Annotated in this window: 15 protein-coding genes; 13 read left to right on the plus strand and 2 right to left on the minus strand. The window is 54.0% G+C overall.

Translation table 11 applies throughout. From position 1 onward, the window contains the following. The first annotated feature begins 16 nt into the window (after nucleotides 1-16). The 5 genes from G491_RS0111520 (at nucleotide 17) to G491_RS0111540 (ending at nucleotide 5706) form a co-directional block, all read left to right on the plus strand. Nucleotides 17-430 (plus strand): ATP-binding protein, encoded by a 414-nt coding sequence (locus G491_RS0111520; RefSeq protein ID WP_028314714.1) that lies wholly within the window; start codon nucleotides 17-19, stop codon nucleotides 428-430. 4 nt (nucleotides 431-434) lie between these two features. Then, nucleotides 435-1853 carry a CCA tRNA nucleotidyltransferase gene (locus tag G491_RS33790; RefSeq protein ID WP_028314715.1) on the plus strand — a complete coding sequence of 473 codons (1419 nt, stop codon included), beginning with the start codon at nucleotides 435-437 and terminating at the stop codon, nucleotides 1851-1853. A gap of 89 nt (nucleotides 1854-1942) precedes the next feature. Further along, nucleotides 1943-2191, plus strand: coding sequence for a glutaredoxin family protein (locus tag G491_RS0111530; protein WP_015947682.1), 249 nt, complete (start codon nucleotides 1943-1945; stop codon nucleotides 2189-2191). Next, nucleotides 2188-2505: a ferredoxin-thioredoxin reductase catalytic domain-containing protein gene (locus G491_RS0111535; RefSeq protein WP_015947683.1), complete on the plus strand. Its 318-nt coding sequence runs from the start codon at nucleotides 2188-2190 to the stop codon at nucleotides 2503-2505. Before G491_RS0111530 ends, G491_RS0111535 begins: the two co-directional genes overlap by 4 nt. A 483-nt stretch (nucleotides 2506-2988) precedes the next feature. Next, nucleotides 2989-5706 (plus strand): cation-transporting P-type ATPase, encoded by a 2718-nt coding sequence (locus G491_RS0111540; protein ID WP_028314716.1) that lies wholly within the window; start codon nucleotides 2989-2991, stop codon nucleotides 5704-5706. Between the two features lie 110 nt (nucleotides 5707-5816). Here G491_RS0111540 and G491_RS0111545 read toward each other — a convergent pair whose 3' ends face one another. Continuing rightward, nucleotides 5817-6440, minus strand: coding sequence for a cytidylate kinase-like family protein (locus G491_RS0111545; protein ID WP_028314717.1), 624 nt, complete (start codon nucleotides 6438-6440; stop codon nucleotides 5817-5819). Between the two features lie 343 nt (nucleotides 6441-6783). Between G491_RS0111545 and glgA the strand changes: the two genes are divergently transcribed. Both glgA and G491_RS0111555 read left to right on the plus strand, forming a co-directional pair. Further along, nucleotides 6784-8235, plus strand: coding sequence for a glycogen synthase GlgA (glgA, locus tag G491_RS0111550; protein WP_028314718.1), 1452 nt, complete (start codon nucleotides 6784-6786; stop codon nucleotides 8233-8235). A gap of 17 nt (nucleotides 8236-8252) precedes the next feature. Continuing rightward, on the plus strand, nucleotides 8253-9500 hold the full coding sequence (locus G491_RS0111555) for a glycosyltransferase (protein WP_015947688.1): 1248 nt from the start codon (nucleotides 8253-8255) through the stop codon (nucleotides 9498-9500). A 99-nt stretch (nucleotides 9501-9599) separates the two neighbouring features. On the opposite strand, the gene G491_RS33795 is transcribed toward G491_RS0111555, so the two are convergent. Next, the gene (locus G491_RS33795; RefSeq protein WP_051327197.1) at nucleotides 9600-11192 is read right to left on the minus strand and encodes an HD domain-containing phosphohydrolase; all 1593 of its coding nucleotides are present in this window, start codon (nucleotides 11190-11192) and stop codon (nucleotides 9600-9602) included. 286 nt (nucleotides 11193-11478) lie between these two features. Between G491_RS33795 and G491_RS0111565 the strand changes: the two genes are divergently transcribed. From G491_RS0111565 to G491_RS0111590, 6 genes are all read left to right on the plus strand, one after another. Next, nucleotides 11479-14019 (plus strand): SulP family inorganic anion transporter, encoded by a 2541-nt coding sequence (locus tag G491_RS0111565; RefSeq protein ID WP_028314719.1) that lies wholly within the window; start codon nucleotides 11479-11481, stop codon nucleotides 14017-14019. A 13-nt stretch (nucleotides 14020-14032) separates the two neighbouring features. After that, the gene (locus G491_RS0111570; RefSeq protein ID WP_028314720.1) at nucleotides 14033-15244 is read left to right on the plus strand and encodes a response regulator; all 1212 of its coding nucleotides are present in this window, start codon (nucleotides 14033-14035) and stop codon (nucleotides 15242-15244) included. Nucleotides 15245-15313: 69 nt separating this feature from the next. After that, a complete protein-coding gene (locus G491_RS0111575; RefSeq protein WP_028314721.1) occupies nucleotides 15314-17029 on the plus strand; it encodes an ATP-binding protein in 1716 nt (571 codons plus the stop codon). A gap of 43 nt (nucleotides 17030-17072) precedes the next feature. Next, a complete protein-coding gene (locus G491_RS30475; RefSeq protein ID WP_015947693.1) occupies nucleotides 17073-17447 on the plus strand; it encodes a response regulator transcription factor in 375 nt (124 codons plus the stop codon). Between the two features lie 11 nt (nucleotides 17448-17458). Next, entirely contained in the window at nucleotides 17459-18109 is a 651-nt protein-coding gene (locus G491_RS33800) for a sensor histidine kinase (RefSeq protein ID WP_015947694.1), read from the plus strand. 30 nt (nucleotides 18110-18139) lie between these two features. Next, nucleotides 18140-18571 (plus strand): response regulator, encoded by a 432-nt coding sequence (locus G491_RS0111590; RefSeq protein ID WP_015947695.1) that lies wholly within the window; start codon nucleotides 18140-18142, stop codon nucleotides 18569-18571. Nucleotides 18572-18610 lie beyond the last annotated feature (39 nt).

The following is an 18610-nucleotide window of genomic DNA, read 5'->3' on the forward strand; positions in this document are numbered from 1 at the left end:
CTGCGAGGAGGCTCAAGTGTCCGAAAAGTTCAACTGTAAAATCAAAAATGATTTAGGCGAGTTGGCCAAAGTCTCGAAGGCCGCCAACGAATTCCTGGAACCGCTCAATCTGGATCCGAAAATCGTTTACGGGGTGGACCTCATCCTGGAAGAAATGCTCACCAACGTCATCACGCATGGTTATGAGGACGAAGGCACGCATGAGATTGCCGTCTCCATTGGGCTGGACGAGGATGAAGTCAGCATTGTCCTGGAAGACGACGGGGCGCCGTTTAATCCGTTGTCCCTGCCCTGGGCCAGCCACTCTGCGGACGCGGACGAGTTGATGGAGGAAGGCCTGGGCATCCACTTTGTTCGCAACATGATGAACGCCATGCAATACAGACGGGAAGACGAGAAAAACATCCTGGAAGTCTGCATAGACCTGTAAAGGCATGCTGAAACAAAAACTGACAAGCTGGTTTAAATCAGGGGGGGCTGGAGCCCCCCTTTATTTAGTGGGAGGCTCGGTTCGGGACTTTGTCCTGGGGCGTCCCATGAAAGACATTGACCTGGCATGCCCCAACGCCAGGGAGCTGGCCCAAAAGCTGGCGCAAGCAAACAACGCAGCCTTTGTCCCCATGGAAAAGGATCCCAACGCGCCTTGCTTCCGGGTTGTAAACAGAAGCGACCCCACAGACTTCCTGGACGTGGTCCGATTTCGCGGGCCAGACATCCATTCCGACCTTGCAGACCGCGATTTTACCATCAACGCCATGGCCCTTGACCTGGAAAACGGGTTTCCCCAGGATCCCATGGGGGCGATCCTGGATCCCTTCAACGGCCTGGACGACATCAAGAAGCAAATCATTCGTTCTTTAGGACGCAAAAACCTGGAGGACGATCCATTACGCATTTTGCGGGCCTTCCGGTTCGCCTCGCAACTGGGTTTTGAGATAGAGGAAAAAACCCTGGCGGATTGCAGGGAGCTCGCCCCTCAACTGGAGAAAACCGCAGCCGAGCGGATCACCCACGAACTGATTACCGCTTTTGAGGCGGAAAACAGCTATTCCGTGGTTCGCAAAATGTGGAAGGCCGGGGTTCTTTTGCCCATATTCCCGGACATAGCCCCCATGGAGGCCTGCCAGCAAGACGGGTTTCACCACCACAACGTCTGGGAGCATAGTCTGGACGTTTACGAGGCCCTGGAGGGCGTTCTGGGCGGTCTGGACGCCTTGTTTGGGGAGTATGCGCCCCAAGTGCGGGAATGCCTGGAGGCCGGCCGCACAGTCCCCATGCTAAAAATCTCGGCCCTGCTCCACGACATCGGCAAGCCCTATACGGGGCGATACGACGAAGCCAAAGGCCGCACCACCTTTTTCGGACACGCAAAAAAAGGCGAGGCCCTGGCCCGAAAAGCCCTCGGCAGGCTGCGCCTGACCAACAAGGACATGGACTTTGTGTGCCTCCTGGTTTCCGAACATCGCCACGTGGAGCAACTGGCCCAGCCCGTTGTAAAGCACAAAACCCGCATGGCCTGGTACCGAAAGATGGGGGATTTCTCCGTGGCCTGCGCGGTCCTGGCCATGGCCGACAATCTCTCCAAACAGGGAAGAATGTGCACCGAAACGGAGCGCAGCCGGCGCGAAAAGCATCTCATGGAAATGGTTCGCGAGTATTTCGCCGAAGCCAAGGGCGCCCTGGCCCGGCCCTTGCTCATCAACGGAAACGATCTTTTGGAGATCGGCCTCCCCAAAGGCCCCGGGTTAGGCAAGGTTCTGAAAGCCGTCACCGCGGCCCAGGATGCTGGTCAGGTGAAGAACAAGCAGCAGGCGCTGGCCCTGGCGAAAAACCTCCACAGACAAATAAAATAAGCCTTTTTTACAGGGCGTTCACCGGTTTTTTGACAAGGCGGACCGAAATCCCTATATTATTTCAGAACCCTTTAATTTAGGAGGTATTTATGGCGGACATCATGCTCTATACGTTAAGCACTTGCGGTCACTGCAAACGGACGAAAGCGCTGCTGAAAGAATGCGACGTGGAATACAAAAGCACCGACGTGGACCTCCTGGAAGGCGAGGAGAGGGAGGAAACCATCGCAGAGGTCAAGAAGTGCAATCCCAGGCTTTCCTTTCCCACCCTGGTCATCGGCGACACCGTCATCGTAGGATTCAAGGAAAACGAAATCAGGGAGGCCCTGGGTAAATGAACGCGGAAGAGCTTTACGAAAAATTGAGAAAGCTGCAGGAGCCCAAGGGATATTTCTTTAACAAGGACAAAGCCCTGGTGATGGAGCTCCTGGAAGGCCTGCTGGAGAACAAGGAACGCTACGGATACATGTGCTGCCCCTGCAGGCTGGCCGCCAATGACAAGGACGCGGACAAGGACATCATTTGTCCTTGCAAGTACAGGGAGCCGGACGTGCAGGAGTTCGGAAGCTGTTATTGCAATTTATACGTGTCCAAGGAATGGAATGAAGGGGAGATTGAAGAGGCCTACGTCCCGGAGCGCCGGGGGCTGTAGTCATCATTGCAATTCGCCCTTACCGCTGAAAAGGCGGAGTTAAGTATTCCTAATGCGCCGGATGCTTCATTTATCGCCCCAAACAGTTTGCCTCAAGCCAGACGCGGTAAACCGGGAGGGGCTTTTAAATGAGGCGCTTCAAGCCAAGATCAAAAAGTTCGCCCTGTTGCCAAGACCTGCAGCAGGTCTCTGCATTTGCCAGGCGCAATTGGCAAGCGTTCTTTGCTTGCGTTCCAATCTATTTTTTTAGTAAAAAAGCTGTTTTCTTTATCCAAACAACTGGGTTCCTGTCAATGGAACGGGCTTGGGCGCCTGCGGAAACGCCATGACCGGCGCCGCTAAACATTGACTTAGCCGCACGGATACCCCATAATTATTCCATTAAAAAATTAAGGGTTAGTCATCGTTTTGAACTAAGGTAAAGGACGGGTGCATCCAACGACCCACACTCTTCTATGATCAATTACGCGAATGGAGATAAATATGGATAGCCTGCCGGAAAAAGTGTGGCATAGCCTCAAGTCAGAGGAGGTGCTGAATGTTTTGGAATCCGACCCTGCAAAGGGTTTATCGAACCAGGAGGCTGCTCGTCGGTTAGAGGCTTTTGGCCCCAACGAACTGACCCAAAAAAAGGGTCAGGGGCCGTTGATTCGTTTTTTATTGCAGTTTAAGCAGCCGCTGGTCATCATCCTGCTCGCGGCCACAGCCATAACCCTGTTGCTTCAGGAGTATGTGGACTCCATTGTTATTTTCGGCGTGGTCCTGGTAAACGCCATCATAGGGTTTGTACAGGAATCCAAGGCGTTAAAAGCAATCGAAGCCCTGGCCAAAGCCATGGTCAGCGAGGCTACGGTGCTCCGCGACGGAGAAAGGCAAAGGGTCAATTCCAGCAAGCTGGTTCCCGGAGACATTGTTCTGCTGCAATCAGGGGATAAGGCGCCCGCGGACATGCGCCTGATCAAATCGCGCGAACTGCAGGTGGATGAAAGCGCTTTGACCGGAGAAAGCGTGCCGGTGCAAAAAGCCGAAACGGTTTTGGACGAGGACATGGTCATAGGCGACCGCTACAACATGGCCTTTTCCTCCACCCTGGTCACCTATGGGGCCGGGCAGGGGGTGGTGGTCTCCACCGGGGATCGGACGGAAATCGGGCGCATCAATGAGTTGATTGCCTCGGCGGACATCCTGGAAACCCCATTGACCCAGAAAATCCACCATTTTTCTAATATTCTCCTGTATGCCATCCTTGCCATGGCCGTGGCTACCTTCATTATCGGCTTTATCCGGGGCCAGGACCTGGTGGAGATGTTCATGGCCTCCGTGGCTTTGGCCGTGGGCGCCATCCCGGAAGGGCTGCCGGCGGCCATCACCATTACGCTGGCCATCGGGGTGTCCCGCATGGCCAAGCGGAACGCCATTATCAGAAAACTGCCTGCCGTGGAGACTCTGGGTTCCACCATGGTCATCTGCTCGGATAAAACCGGAACCCTGACGCAAAATCAAATGACCGTCCAGGATATCGTGGCCGGGGGGATTCGCTACAGTCTGACAGGAGTGGGATACGCCCCCGAGGGGGAAATCCGGGATGAAGAGGGGAATTTCGACCTCGAGGCCAACCTTTCGTTGCAGGAATTGCTCAAAGCCGGCGTCCTTTGCAATGATTCGACGGTAAAAAAAGCCGAAGAGGGATGGCGCGTGGAAGGCGATCCCACGGAAGGCGCCTTGCTGACCTCCGCCATGAAAGCCGGATACAGCGTGCAGCAGTTGACCTCTGACTTCCCCCGGCTGGACACGATCCCGTTTGAGTCGGAAAGGCAGTACATGGCCTCGCTTCACGATCAGGGCGAGGGCAAGCCCCGCATCATATACGTCAAAGGCTCCATAGAAAGCATCTGTGTGGAGTGCAGCGTGATTTACGGCCCCGACGGGGAGCCGGACGTCCCCAAGGCCGGAGCCATTACCCAATGGGTGGAATCCATGGCGGAAAAAGGTTTGCGCGTACTGGCTTTCGCCCGCAAGGAAGTATCGCCTGACACCACGGAAATCACGCATGCCGACCTGGAGCAGGGTTTGGAGTTCATGGGCCTTCAGGGCATGATCGATCCGCCCCGCCCCGAGGCCATGGACGCCGTGGAAGCCTGCCAGGCCGCCGGCATTCGCGTCAAGATGATTACGGGCGATCACGCTGGCACTGCAGCGGCCATTGCCCAGCAAATGGGTTTGTGCGGAGAAACCTGCTCCTACCACACCCGGGAGGTGCTGACCGGCAAGGATATCGCCGCTCTGGACGACCAGGAGTTAGTGGAGCAGGCTGACAGCACGGCGGTTTTCGCCCGGGTGTCCCCGGAGCAGAAACTCAGGCTGGTGGAAGCCCTTCAGAAAAGAGACAACGTTGTGGCCATGACCGGAGACGGCGTAAACGATGCTCCGGCTCTGCGCCAGGCTAACATCGGGGTGGCCATGGGAATCACGGGCACGGAGGTTTCCAAGGAATCCTCCGACATGATTCTGACCGATGACAATTTCGCCACCATCAAGGCCGCCGTGGAGGAAGGCCGGGGGGTTTTTGACAACCTGGTCAAATTCATAACCTGGACCCTGCCCACGAACGGGGGCGAAGGATTGGTCATTTTGATCGCGATACTGCTTGGAACCGCGCTGCCGATTCTGCCCCTGCAAATCCTGTGGATCAACATGACCACGGCGCTTTTGCTGGGGCTGATGCTGGCCTTCGAACCCAAGGAGGAAGGCATCATGCAGCGAATGCCCCGGGATCCGTCCGAACCAATCCTCACCCGCACCTTGATCGAGCGCATCGTGCTGGTCAGCCTCCTGCTTGTTTTGGGCGCCTTTGGGTTGTTCAAGCTGGAAGTCGCTTTGATGGGAGGGGATGAAAGCCTGGCCCGCACCCTGGCTGTCAATGTTTTTGTATTTGGAGAGATGTTCTACCTGTTCAACTGCCGATCCATTACCCGGCCGGTTTGGACTCTGGGGCTCTTTAGCAACATGTTTCTCTGGGCGGGGGTCGGGATCATGACCGCGCTGCAATTGCTCTTCACCTACGCTCCGTTCATGAACAGCATCTTTCAAAGCGCGCCTATGGGCTGGGCCGAGTGGGGGATGGTATTCGCCAACAGCCTGTTGATCTATCTGGTGGTTGAAACGGAAAAATGGGTCCGGCGGCGCAAGGCGGAAGGCTGAAAAATGGTTTAATCCGAACAAAAAGAACACATCCCGTGCAGTTCATTGCAGGGGATCTCCGACAGCACATAACGGCCGTGCAACGATCAGGTTGCACGGCCGTTCGCATTTTAGTCCATATACCCCTTGCCCTTCACGCTGTCGCAAATGGCCTGAACCGCCTGATCAACCGTGTTCTTGCCCATATCGATAACCAGGTCGTACAACCGTGCGTCGTTCCAGTCTTCTTTGTAATATTGCCTGATGTAGGCTTTCAGGTCGTTTTCTTCCTTTTCCACGTATTTTCTCGCTGCATCTTCATCCAGCTTTTGCTTTTCCATGACTTCCCGGACCTTAAGGCCCATGTCTTTGGTCAGGCGCACGTGCAAAACATTGTCCCTGCCTTTAAGGATGCATTGTCCGCCCCATCCAAGGATGACCACATTGCCTTCGTTGTATAGGTCTTCCACCAGTTTTTTGGTGACGTTGTAATAATTGTCATCGTCCAGGCAGCCGTGTTCGCGGTCCACCACTTTTTGCACGATGGAGCACGTATATTTGTCGACGAACCGGAGCACGCGGGAACTGGAGGCCTTGCTGAACACCTCAGCCTCGTTTTCCGAAATATTCAACTCCCTGGCAATGTCCGCCAGCAAGCCCTTTCCCACTTGGTCATACCCCAGTTTTTCCGCCAGTTTTTTGGCGAGTTCATTGCTGTGGGTTCCGTATTCCTTGCTTATTGTGATCACTGCCATAATGCCCTCCCAACCATAATTTCCAAAAAGAGATAAAAAAAGACTGCACGTGCAAATAATAAGTGTTAGTGACTAAACTTAAGTGCAATAGCATTCCATGTCAACAAACGGATGCGATGGCAGCCCGGTATAATGAGAAAACAACAAAAGGCCGCATGGCGGCGTCTTTGCGCACTTTGAAAAATGGAAGCCGCGAGCGTTCCCCTGGAAGGCGGCGGCTGAAAAGTCATCCGGGCGGGCGGCTTTCGCCCATGCAAAATGCGAATCTTGACCATAAATGCCGCCGGACGCTACAATGTCCCCTGATTAATCCATAAACCCCTTAAACGGAAATGTTTTTTAAATGAAAGTGCTTATTGTTTCATCCGAACTAAGCCCCATAGCAAAGGAAGGCGGCCTGGGAGACGCGATGGCTGGTCTGGCCCCGGCTTTGGACGCTCTGGGGTGTGAAGTGAAGGTCGCCATTCCCGGATACGGGCATGTGCTGGAGAGCTGCCCCGGCGCCGAACTGATTACGGAAAACGTCCGGGTCTCCATGGGATATTTCAACATGACGGCCGACCTTCGCAAAGTTGAGCCTGCGCCGGGCGTGGAGGCTTACATGGTCTGCAACGAATCCCTGTTTGGACGGCATGGCGTATACGGAGACAATGACGGCCTGTTTATGGACAACCATAAGCGCTACATATTCTTTTCAAAGAGCATTCCGGCCCTGTGCAGCGCGTCCCGGTACATCCCGGACGTCATCCTGGCCAACGACTGGCAGACCGGCCTGATTCCCGCGCTTATGGACCAGGGCCACATGCCTCAAACGGCCAGCGTTTTCGTCATTCACAACATAGGGTATCTGGGATACGTCCCCCCCGAAGACGCTTCCATGCTGGGGCTTTCCAATACGTACCTGTCCTATGAGGGCATGGAGTTTTACGGGCAGTTGAGCCTGCTTAAGGCGGGAATCGCCTACGCCAACAAGCTGGTGACGGTCAGCCCCACCTATTCCCGTGAAATCCAGACTACCGAGCAAGGCGCCGGCCTGGACGGGCTCATGCGAAAGCGCAGCCAGGACCTTGCCGGAATCCTGAACGGCGTGGATTTTCAGGTCTGGAGTCCTGAAACGGACAAGCACATTCCATGCAATTACAGCACAGCGGACATGGCGGGCAAAGGAAAGTGCAAAAAAGCCCTCCTGGACGAAATGGGCATGGACCAGAAGCTCATGAACGCCCCTGTGGCGGGCATGGTCACCCGGCTGTTCAGCCAAAAGGGGATTGAACTGGTTATCGGCGCCGTGCCCGAAATCGTGGAAAACGGCATGGGATTCATCCTGTTGGGCAACGGCGAGGAATCCTACGCCCGGGACCTGCGCAGGCTGGCCCAGGCCTATCCCGGCCGGTTCCGGTTTGAAGAAGCCTTTAACGAGCCCCTGGCGCACCGGATTATGGCAGGGGCGGACATGCTGTGCGTGCCGTCCCTTTACGAGCCATGCGGCCTGACGCAGATGTACGCCCTTCAGTACGGAACCATTCCCGTGGCCAGAGCCACCGGCGGGTTGGCCGACACGGTCCGGGACATTAAAGCCTTTGCGGGCAAGGGCAACGGGTTCACCTTTGACGCTTTTTCTCCCGGCGCCTTCGCCAACGCCATGGATAGGGCGGGCAGGTACTACAAAAACAGAAAAGCGTGGAGCGCCCTGACCGCGAAAGCCATGGCCAGCGCCGGCGTGTTTACTTGGGACATGGCGGCGGAACAGTATTATTCCATCTTTGAAAGGGCTGTAAGAGCGAGAAGATTATAAGACAAAGGAGGCCGATCATGCGTTACAATACCGGATTGCGGGCCTATACCTCCAAGAGGGTGGAGGAAATCGAAAAAGCCGACATCCTGGTGGGCATACCCTGCTACAACAACCAGGAAACCATCGCCCATGTCATCCAAATGGTAAGCCACGGCCTTTTTAAGCATTACAAGGACTTGAAGTCGGTTGTCATGATTGCGGACGGCGGATCCACGGACGATACGCGGGAGTCGGCCAAAGAATTTGAAATCAAGCCCTGGCAGGAAAAAATCGTCTCCATATATCGCGGCCCCGGGGGCAAGGGATCGGCCTTCCGCTCCATATTCGAGGCTGCCTCGCGGCTCCAGGTCAGAACATGCATGGTGGTGGATTCGGACCTGCGCTCCATCACCAGCGACTGGGTGAAATACCTCCTGGAGCCGGTCCTGGAAAAAGACTACCAATACGTCTGCCCCATCTATTCGCGCTACAAATACGACGGAACCATCACCAACAATATCGTTTACAACCTGACCCGTTCTTTATACGGGCTCCGGATTCGCCAGCCCATCGGAGGGGATTTCGCCTTTTCCGGCGCCCTGGCGAACTACTACATGGACCAGGACGTGTGGACCTCCGACGTGGCCCGGTACGGCATCGACATCTGGATGACCACCAACGCAATCACCAATAATTTCAAGATATGCCAGGCCAATCTGGGCGTCAAGGTTCACGACGCCAAGGACCCGTCCGAGTCCTTAGGCCCCATGTTCAAACAGGTGATATACACCCTGTTCCGCCTCATGGAGGAGTACGAAGACGAATGGAAGTCCATCCAGGGAAGCAGGACCGTACCCGTTTTCGGCCTGGAAGAGTTTTTGGAGCCCGAGCCCATCACGGTGAACCTGAAAAGGCTTGTCCAGGAATACCGCATGGGATTTCGGAGATTCAAAAGCCTGTATCAGGAAATATTCTGCCCCGAATGCTATGAAGAACTGAAAAAATGCTCAACCATGTCCCCCACCAAATTCCGTATGCCGGTCAAAACCTGGGTTCGGGTTTTGTACGAAACCGCTGCGGCTTTCCACCATTGGGGCGGCAACCGGGATCAGCTTGTGGGATTGGTCACGCCCTTATACCTGGGCAGGGTGGCCTCATTTATCAATCAGACCAAAAAAATGAACTCCAGTCAGGCCGAACAGGTGGTGGAGGAGCAGGCCGCCATATTTGAGGAGGACAAAGGGTATTTGCTGGAAGTTTGGGACGCCAAGCCCCAAAATGGATAGCAAATATTTCGATCATTAAAAATTCAGCGGCAATTCGATTTCTGAGAGCACGCCAAAACCTGAGTAGCGGCGCCTCATAAAGGGGGCGGCAAGGAGGAATTACGGAGCCCCCTCTTTGGTTTTTTGGGCTGGGAACAAGGGAATCCGGCCAGTTGAATTTGGCTGCAGCTCCTCAACCCTTTTCTGGATAACGCCCTTGTTATACAACGAAAAAAATGCATCCACCACCTTGGGGTCAAAATGGTTTCCCGAGCCTTCACGGATGATGTTCAGGCAAACTTCCTCGGGCAAACGCCTGCGGTAGGCCCTGTTGGTGGTCACGGCGTCAAAGACGTCAGCCACCGCCAGGATGCGCGCCAAAAAGGGAATTTCCTCCCCTGCCAGCCCATTGGGGTATCCGCTGCCGTCAAATTTTTCGTGGTGATTGCGGACAATCTCCTTTTCCAGATCCCACAACCCCATGTATCCGATGATGTTGGCCCCGATATCCGGATGCCTTTTGATTTCCTCAAACTCGTCCTTGTTCAGCTTTCCCGGTTTTAGCAGGATGCTGTCTGATATCCCTATCTTTCCGATATCATGGAGATTGCCGGCGACCTGAATGACCGCCTGCGCCTCCTCGGGCAGATCCAGTTCCTGGGCCAGCAATTCCGCGATGGCGGTGACCCGCAGGGAGTGCATGCGGGTGTATGCGTCCCTGGCTTCCAGGGTTTCCACAAAGGCGAACAAGGTGGAAAAAAGATTTTCGTATATGTTTTCGTAAAGCCCCAGGTTCTCCACCGACATTCCGGCTTTCTCGGCCGCAAAAGCCAACCGCGATATAACCTGCGCCGAAAGGGTATTATCATGGGAAAAACTAACCGCGACAAGCACGCCGAAAGGGCGGTTGCTCAAGGAGATAGGGGCCGCAGCAATGGACCTGACCAAGCCCATTTCATGCGTATTCGCCTTGACTCCGGATAGGGCGGCGGGCAGAGAGTCAAAAGACGTATTTTCCAGCCAGGAGATCAACTCCTCCTGCGCGTCCTGCAATTTCCCCACCTGGCCCGGGCCTGTCATATTTTTCGGGTTGCCTCTTTTTAATGCGCAGGCGGGCTTCTGATCGGCGCCTATGGTCAAGAAGAGATAGGCTGCATCGAATTCCGATATCAACAGGGCCAGAGAGATGGTTTTTTCAAAGATCTCCTTCACCGACCCCGCCGATTCCAGCGTCTCAATAATTTCATTCAACATCTTCAAATCATGGGCTTTTTCCTTAAGCTCCCGGTGAATCCTTTCCAGTTGCGCCTTGCCTTTGATCTCCTTTTTCAACATGACGTTTTCCTGAACCATAGCGCTGCGGTTCATGACCGTTTGCATAACGATTTCCATCTGACGCAACTGAATGGGTTTGATGAGAAAATCCACCACCCCGCTTTTCAGGGTGCTGATGGCTGCGTCCAAACTTGGATATCCTGTCATCACGATAACCGGGATGGTGTTGTCATGGTTTTGAATTTCGTGGGCCAATTCCATCCCGGTCATGCCCGGCATGTTCAGATCGGTAAAGCAGCATTCTATCCTCCGGCTTTTGATGATCTCCATGGCTTCCTTGCCGTTGTGGGCAAGAAAAACATCGTGATCCTTGCTGGAAAAATACTCCCGCACCATATCGAGAATGGGCTGTTCATCATCGACAAAAAGAATGTTCATAACTTCCCCAGGGTTGTCTATTTTTAGCGGCGCTCAATTTTCTTCAAGAAACAATATGCAAAAAGGGTTCCATGTTCACACCCCGTATTTAGGGGGGCTTGACGCCAATGGAATTGACGCTTGACTTTTAAACTTGGTCCAACATATATATACGCTTGTGAAAAGAATCCCAAGCTCGGGGGCGGGCGCTTTTCACGCCCTTAACTAAGGAAATAACTTAAAAAATATTAACCAGTTAGGTCTTTATGGACCGCAACAAACCTAATTATGGCGGGGGCAGTCTTTCATGCGTATCAATTTTCTACCCTTCTTGAGTTGGTTCAAGAACTATGACGCGTCCAAATTCAGGGCGGATGCCATTTCCGGTATTACTGTGGCGTTGGTTCTCATTCCGCAATCCATGGCGTACGCCCAATTGGCGGGTCTGCCGCCTTATTACGGATTGTACGCGGCGTTTCTACCTCCCATGGTAGCCGCCATGTTCGGCTCCAGTCTGCAGTTGGCCACGGGCCCTGTGGCTGTGGTTTCGCTCATGACGGCGGCGACGTTGGAGTCATTCGCCACGGCGGGGAGCGTGCAATATATCGAATACGCGATCGTGCTCGCCCTGATTGTGGGTATCTTCCAGTTTCTGCTGGGCGTGCTGCGATTGGGGCTAGTAGTCAATTTTCTGTCGCACCCGGTGGTCAACGGCTTCACCAACGCCGCAGCCATCATCATCGCCACATCCCAGCTATCCAAGCTGTTCGGCGTATATGTGGATAAGGCGGAGCACCATTACGAGACGATCATCCGGGTAATCGTGGCGGCCACATCCTACATACATTGGTACACGCTGTTTATGGGGGCCCTGGCCTTCGGCATTATGTACGGGCTTCGAAAATGGAACCCGAAAATCCCCAACGTGCTGGTAGCTGTTGCATTTACCACGGTGCTGTCCTTTGCAACAGGATTCAACAACGACTATAAGGCGCCCATAAACGAACTGCCTCAGGAAATTCAGGAGCAGGTGACGGCTTTCAACCACGGTTTGGAAGAGAATGTCAAGCTGGGTGAGGCGCGTACGGAGTTGGGCGGCAAACTGGCTGAAATCAAACATGAATACGGAGTTCATTCCAAAGAGTATTTGGTGCTTCAGCATGAAAACTCCCTGCTGAACCTTGAAATTGAAGAAAGCAAGCTCTCCATAGGGGAGGCTCGAAAAGCCATTCGGGACATGCACCTGGCCAAGGTAACCCGGGAAAACGGGTCCGTGGCTTTTATTCCCAAAACCAAGGAGCAGCCAGGCGACGGCAACATCTGGCGGGTTAAAGTGGGCAACAAGCCTTTGGACACGGAGAGCATCACGGTGGCCGGCGGCGGCGACATTGTGGGCACCATTCCCAAGGGGCTTCCCAAAATCGGCATTCCCCAGTTGAGCGTCAGCACATTCTTGAAGTTTTTGCCCTATGCAATCATCATCTCTTTGTTGGGCTTTATGGAGGCCATCTCCATCGCCAAGGCCATGGCCGCAAAAACGGGCCAGCGCCTGGATCCCAACCAGGAGCTTATCGGCCAGGGCTTGGGCAACATTTTAGGCGCGTTCGGGAGGAGTTATCCGGTTTCCGGATCGTTCTCGCGATCGGCGGTCAACTTGCAGGCCGGGGCCGCCACCGGGCTGTCCTCGGTCATTACGTCTTTGGCTGTTGTCATCACCCTGCTGTTTTTCACGCCGCTGTTGTATTTCCTCCCCCAGGCGGTTCTGGCTGCAGTCATCATGATGGCGGTTATCGGCCTGGTCAACGTGCACGGCTTTGTGCACGCCTGGAAAGCCCAGCCTTACGACGGCATTATCTCCGTCATCTCCTTTGTGGCCACCCTGGCTTTTGCACCGCATCTGGATAAGGGCATCATGGTGGGCGTGGTGCTGTCCATCGGCGTGTTCCTTTACAAGAGCATGCGGCCCAAGGTCGCCACCCTGGCCCTGCATCCGGACCACAGCCTGCAGGATGCAGCCCATTTCGGTTTAAAGGAGTGCAAGCACATCGCCGTGATCCGCTTTGACGGCCCCTTGTTCTTCGCCAACGCCAGCTACCTGGAAGACCAGGTGACCGAGCGCAGGAACAGCATGCCGGAATTGCGGGAAATCCTTATTGTGGCCAACGGCATCAACGAAATCGACGCCTCGGGCGAGGAAGCCCTGTCCCTGCTGGTGAGCCGGTTGCGCAGCGGCGGCGTGGAAGTGTCCTTCTCGGGCATGAAGGACAGCGTCAAAGCCTCCCTTCACAGGACGCACCTGTACGAGCACATCGGCAAGGAAAACTTCTATCCGCTCCAGGTGCAGGCTTTGGAAGCCATTCACGCCCGCGCCCACAGGGGTTCGGACGAGAAGGACTGCCCCCTGACCACGGTGGTGAAACTGGGTAAGAGCGTTTCCCTGAGCGAAGAAGAGCTCAAGAGCCTGTCCCGGGTCCTGCTGGTGGATGACGAGCGGGAGTTTGTGGAAAATCTGCGGGATCGCTTGAAAATGCGTGACTTCGGGGCTAATGTGGCTTATGACGGTCAGCAGGCCTTGGATCAAGTAAATAGGGAAATCCCGGATGTCATGGTGTTGGATCTCAATATGCCTGAAGTGGACGGATACCAGGTGCTGCAGGAGGTCAAGGAAAGCCATCCCTATGTGGAGGTGATTATTTTGACCGGACACGGCTCCCAGGAAGATGAGGAGCGGTGCATGAAGCTGGGCGCTTTCGCCTACCTGGAAAAGCCCATTGACATAGATGAGCTCACCAAAGCTATGAAATCGGCCTATGAAAAGGTGAACCGGAGAAAAACAGCTAACCAGTGATGGAGAAATAACCATGTCCACGATCAGCATCTTCGCCGGCGCTTATTGCCAGGCTGAGGACGTGGCCCGTAAAACGGCCGAAAATCTGAAGTATACCTTTGTCAGCGACAAAGAGGTTATTGAGGAAGCCGCTTCTCAGTTCGGCGTGCCGGCTTCCCGTTTCATCCGGACCATGAATGGCAAGATTTCCGTGTTCAATTCATTTACCCATGAGCAGGAAAGAACCATAGCCTTTTTGAAGGCCGTGGTCGCCGGGTTGATCCGGGAGCAGGGGGTGGTTGTATACGGTAAATCCGCCAAGCTCATTCCTTCCCACATATCGCATGTTTTGACCGTGGGAATTCTGGGCGAGGCTTCCTTTCGCATTAAGAATGCGGTTCAAAAGGAAGGCGTTTCAGAAGCCCAGGCCCAAAAATTGGTGCACAAAGACGCGGAAGCCCTGACCAAATGGTGTGAAAAAATCGCCGGCGCCGCGCCATGGATTCCAGACCAGTACGACATCTTTTTGCCCATGGACAAAAGCTCCGTGGACGAAGCGGCTGCATTGATAGTTAAAAACGCCAAGAAAAACGTCCTGTTGCCGACCAAGGAATCCCTGGCCGCGCTGAACGACTTTGTACTCGCCGCTCATGTGGAAACCGCACTGGTCAAGGAAGGCCACAGCGTGGGCGTTGAGGTTAAGGATAAAAACGTAACATTGACCATCAACAAGCATTCCCTCATGCTTAACAAGTTGGAAGATGAACTGAAAAGCATCGCCTCCAACTTATCAGGAGTCAATTCCGTGGAAACCAAGGTCGGACCTGATTTTTACAAGGCGGATATTTACCGGAAGCATGATTTTGAGGCGCCGTCCAAGGTCCTGCTGGTGGACGACGAGCAGGAATTCGTTCAAACCCTGTCTGACAGGCTCTTGATGCGCGATGTGGGGTCCGCCGTGGTTTACGACGGGCAGCAGGCTTTGGACTTCATCCAGGAGGACGAGCCCGAAGTCATGGTCCTGGACCTGAACATGCCCGGCATGGACGGCATGGAAGTGCTCCGTAAAGTCAAGCAGAGCCATCCGAGCATTGAGGTAATCATCCTCACGGGCCACGGCAGCGAGAAAGACAAAAACCTGTGCATGGACCTGGGGGCCTTCACTTATCTGGAAAAACCCGTGGATATCGAGGTGCTTTCGGAAAAAATGCGTGAGGCGTACAAGAAGGCCCAAATCAGGAAATAAGCCGGCTAAATCCGGCCCGGCTAAATCCGGCGGCCGCACCGCCGGTCTTAGCCGACTGGGATATTTTTCATGCCTTTTAATCTGCGAATAACGCCCAAATTCTGGAGGCAGTTCGAGATAGACCCGGCGCACGGCAGTTTTATCAACTACCGGCGCATGTGGTGGCAATGCGTCATAGTCATGACCAGCGTCTGCCTGTTTCCCCTGATCATCACCACCGTCATAAATGCCTATCAATACCAAGAGGTTCTGAAAAGCGAGAACATTGCGCCCGCCGACCGGCTGGTGTCCAATACCGCCCGCACCATTTCTTTTTTTCTGGAGGAGCGGCGGAGCGCCCTGGACTTTGTTGTGCGGGAAAGGACCCTGGAGGAGCTTTCCAACGGCAGGGAGTTGGCACGGCTTTTGTATCGCTTGAAGCAGGTGTTTGGGGGCTTTATCGACATCGGCCTCATCAACTCGCGGGGCATCCAGGTATCTTACGCCGGCCCTTTGGATTTGCAGGGGAAGAATTACTCCCGCCAATCGTGGTTTCATGAGGTCATGATTCGCGGCGTGCATATTTCGGACGTCTTTATGGGTTTCCGGGGCTACCCTCATTTCGTCATCGCCATCAAGCACGATACGGAGGACGGGGATTATTACATAGTCCGGGCGACCATTGACACCCAGGTGTTTAACGACCTGGCCAGACCATTGAACATCGGTCCGGCTTCGGACACCTTCATGGTCAATGCGGAAGGCGTGCTGCAAACGCCTTCCCGTTTCTATGGGTCCGTGCTTCAAAAGGCGGAGTGGACGACCAATATGGAGTCGTTCCACACCACGGTGAGGGAGTTGGAAGATCCCCAGAGCCGGGCCATCATCATGGGCAGCCGCCAGATAGACAATTCGCCGTTCATGTTCGTTTATGTGCACCAGACCCAGGGGCTTTTGACCGGGTGGCTGGCCTTGCGGGGCAAGTTGATCGGTTTTTTCGTCATCAGCACTCTGGTGGTGATTGTAGTGATTTTAGGGGTTTGCACCTATCTGGTCTCCGCGGTGTATGAGGCGGACAGGCGGCGCGAGGCCGTCCTGCACAAGGTGGAGTACACCAACAAACTGGCTTCTTTGGGACGGCTGGCCGCGGGGGTGGCCCATGAAATCAACAATCCCCTGGCCATCATCAACGAAAAAGCCGGGCTTTTGGAGGATTTAATCCACCTGACGCCGGATTTTCCCCAAAAGGAAAAGGCTCACGAAATCGTGCAATCCATCCTGGGATCCGTGGACCGATGCAGCACCATCACCCACCGGCTTTTGGGCTTTGCAAGGCATATAGACGTCAATTTTGAAACCATTTACCTGGACAACCTGGTCAAGAACGTCTTGGGCTTTTTGGAAAAAGAGTCCCACTATCGGGAGATAGAGGTCAAGCTGGAGGTGGAGGAGAACCTGCCAGCCATCGAAAGCGACCGCGGCCAGCTTCAACAGGTCTTTTTGAATATTTTGAACAATGCCTTTGCAGCCGTAGAGGATGGAGGGAAAATTGAAATCCATATCAACTCCGTCAGGGACGACCAAGTGGCGGTTCGGATTGAAGACAATGGTTGCGGCATGCCTCCAGAGCACATGAAATTAATTTTCGAGCCTTTTTTTTCCACCAAAGGAAGAAAGGGAACCGGACTGGGTTTGTCCATAACCTATGGCATCATCAAAAAACTGAAAGGTTCCATAGAGGTAGACAGTCAGGAAGGAATAGGAACCACCTTTGTTGTAACCCTGCCTGTGAAAAGGCCTGCCTGATTGTCGGGAGACAAAGGATTCACCTGTCTGACAGGAGAAAATCATGCGTATATTACTGGTGGATGACGAAGTGGAACTGGTTTCAGCCATGGCTGAACGTCTGAACATGCGCGGGGTCAATGCAGATTATGTCACCTGCGGCAAATCCGCCGTTGAAAAGGCCCGGGAATGTCATTACGACGTGATGGTCGTCGACCTGAGAATGCCCGGCATGGACGGCATAGAAGTCATGAAGCTCGTCAAGGAAATTAGCCCGGACACGGGTTTCGTCTTCCTGACCGGCTACGGCTCCGAGGAGCAAAAGTCAGCCAGCGAAGCGGCCGGCGCCAATTGTTACCTGATGAAGCCGGTCAAAATCAGTTTGTTAATGGAAAAAATCGATGCGGCGGCTCAAGCCGCATGTACATTGTCTGAATAAGGATGGTTAGGATGCCTGATAACTCGGATAGGGAGAGCGCAGTCCTGTTCGGCAAAGTAACAGCCAACATCTCCCATGAAATCAAGAATTCCCTGGCGATTATAAAAGAAATCGCCGGCCTGCAAGGCGACCTCCTGTTGGCTGCAGAGCAAGGCCGCACCCTGGATCCGGCCCGCATGAAAAGCCTGGCGGACCGAATTGTAAAACAGGTTGAAAAGGCCGACCTCGTTGTCAAACGCATGAACCGGTTCGCCCATACAGTGGATCTGTGCAAAAAAACAGTGGACATCGGAGAAGAGATCCGTTTTATAATCGTATTGATAGACAGGTTGTTTCAGATGCGGGGGGTCCTTCTTCACGCCCATGTTCCGTCTGATCCCGTTCAAGTGGAAACCGACCCTTTCAGGCTGGTCTCTGCGGTGATCACCTGCATGCAAATTTTTTTGGACTGCTTGGGCAAGGGAAGAGAGTTGAACATCCATGTCCAACCTCATGAAGGAGGCGCCATGTTGGGATTTGATGCTGGCGAGGATGATCCGGAACTTCCTCCCACTTGCCAGGCGACTATTCAATGCGCCCTGCAAGGCATGGGAGCGGAAGTCCTCGTCCCCGGGAATACCTACTCCATGGAGTTGATTATTCCCGCCCTGATGGCGGCATAGATACAGATTTCATAATAAGGAGCAAATTCAATGAGCCAAGGTAAAGTGCTGTTAGTGGATGATAACGAGGATTTTTTGGACATCCTCTCCGAGAGAATCACTTCCAAAGGGCTTGAAGTGGAAACCGCGGAAAGCGGGACCGCAGCCCTTGCCAACCCCAGCCTGGGATCCTACGACGCCGTTATCCTGGACTTGGTCATGCCCGGAATGGACGGAATTGAAACCCTGAAAAAAATGCTGGCCGCCAATCCCGAGCTTCAGGTCATCCTGATGACCGGCCACGCCTCCCTGGAAAAGGGCATTGAAGCGGTAAAGCTGGGCGCCATGGATTTTTTGGAAAAGCCCGCCGAAATCCAATCCCTTATGGAAAAAATCAAGGAAGCCCAGGCAAAAAAAATGCTTTTGGTGGAAAAAAAGAACGAAGACAAAATCCGCGAAATCGTTTTCACCAAAGGCTGGTAAACAGGTTTATAGAAACGCCCCGCCTATTGCCATGCAACG

It is taken from the genome of Desulfatibacillum aliphaticivorans DSM 15576 (genome assembly GCF_000429905.1).
Taxonomy (GTDB): Bacteria; Desulfobacterota; Desulfobacteria; order Desulfobacterales; family Desulfatibacillaceae; genus Desulfatibacillum; species Desulfatibacillum aliphaticivorans.

Bases quoted from the DNA above. Each gene is read 5' to 3' on its own strand.
- G491_RS33800 (WP_015947694.1), top strand. From the start codon at position 17,459: ATGCCTGATAACTCGGATAGGGAGAGCGCAGTCCTGTTCGGCAAAGTA.
- G491_RS0111570 (WP_028314720.1), top strand. From the start codon at position 14,033: ATGTCCACGATCAGCATCTTCGCCGGCGCTTATTGCCAGGCTGAGGAC.
- G491_RS0111575 (WP_028314721.1), top strand. From the start codon at position 15,314: ATGCCTTTTAATCTGCGAATAACGCCCAAATTCTGGAGGCAGTTCGAG.
- G491_RS0111590 (WP_015947695.1), top strand. From the start codon at position 18,140: ATGAGCCAAGGTAAAGTGCTGTTAGTGGATGATAACGAGGATTTTTTG.
- G491_RS0111555 (WP_015947688.1), top strand. From the start codon at position 8,253: ATGCGTTACAATACCGGATTGCGGGCCTATACCTCCAAGAGGGTGGAG.
- G491_RS0111540 (WP_028314716.1), top strand. From the start codon at position 2,989: ATGGATAGCCTGCCGGAAAAAGTGTGGCATAGCCTCAAGTCAGAGGAG.
- G491_RS33795 (WP_051327197.1), bottom strand. From the start codon at position 11,192: ATGAACATTCTTTTTGTCGATGATGAACAGCCCATTCTCGATATGGTG.
- G491_RS30475 (WP_015947693.1), top strand. From the start codon at position 17,073: ATGCGTATATTACTGGTGGATGACGAAGTGGAACTGGTTTCAGCCATG.
- glgA (WP_028314718.1), top strand. From the start codon at position 6,784: ATGAAAGTGCTTATTGTTTCATCCGAACTAAGCCCCATAGCAAAGGAA.
- G491_RS0111565 (WP_028314719.1), top strand. From the start codon at position 11,479: ATGCGTATCAATTTTCTACCCTTCTTGAGTTGGTTCAAGAACTATGAC.
- G491_RS0111535 (WP_015947683.1), top strand. From the start codon at position 2,188: ATGAACGCGGAAGAGCTTTACGAAAAATTGAGAAAGCTGCAGGAGCCC.
- G491_RS0111545 (WP_028314717.1), bottom strand. From the start codon at position 6,440: ATGGCAGTGATCACAATAAGCAAGGAATACGGAACCCACAGCAATGAA.
- G491_RS33790 (WP_028314715.1), top strand. From the start codon at position 435: ATGCTGAAACAAAAACTGACAAGCTGGTTTAAATCAGGGGGGGCTGGA.
- G491_RS0111530 (WP_015947682.1), top strand. From the start codon at position 1,943: ATGGCGGACATCATGCTCTATACGTTAAGCACTTGCGGTCACTGCAAA.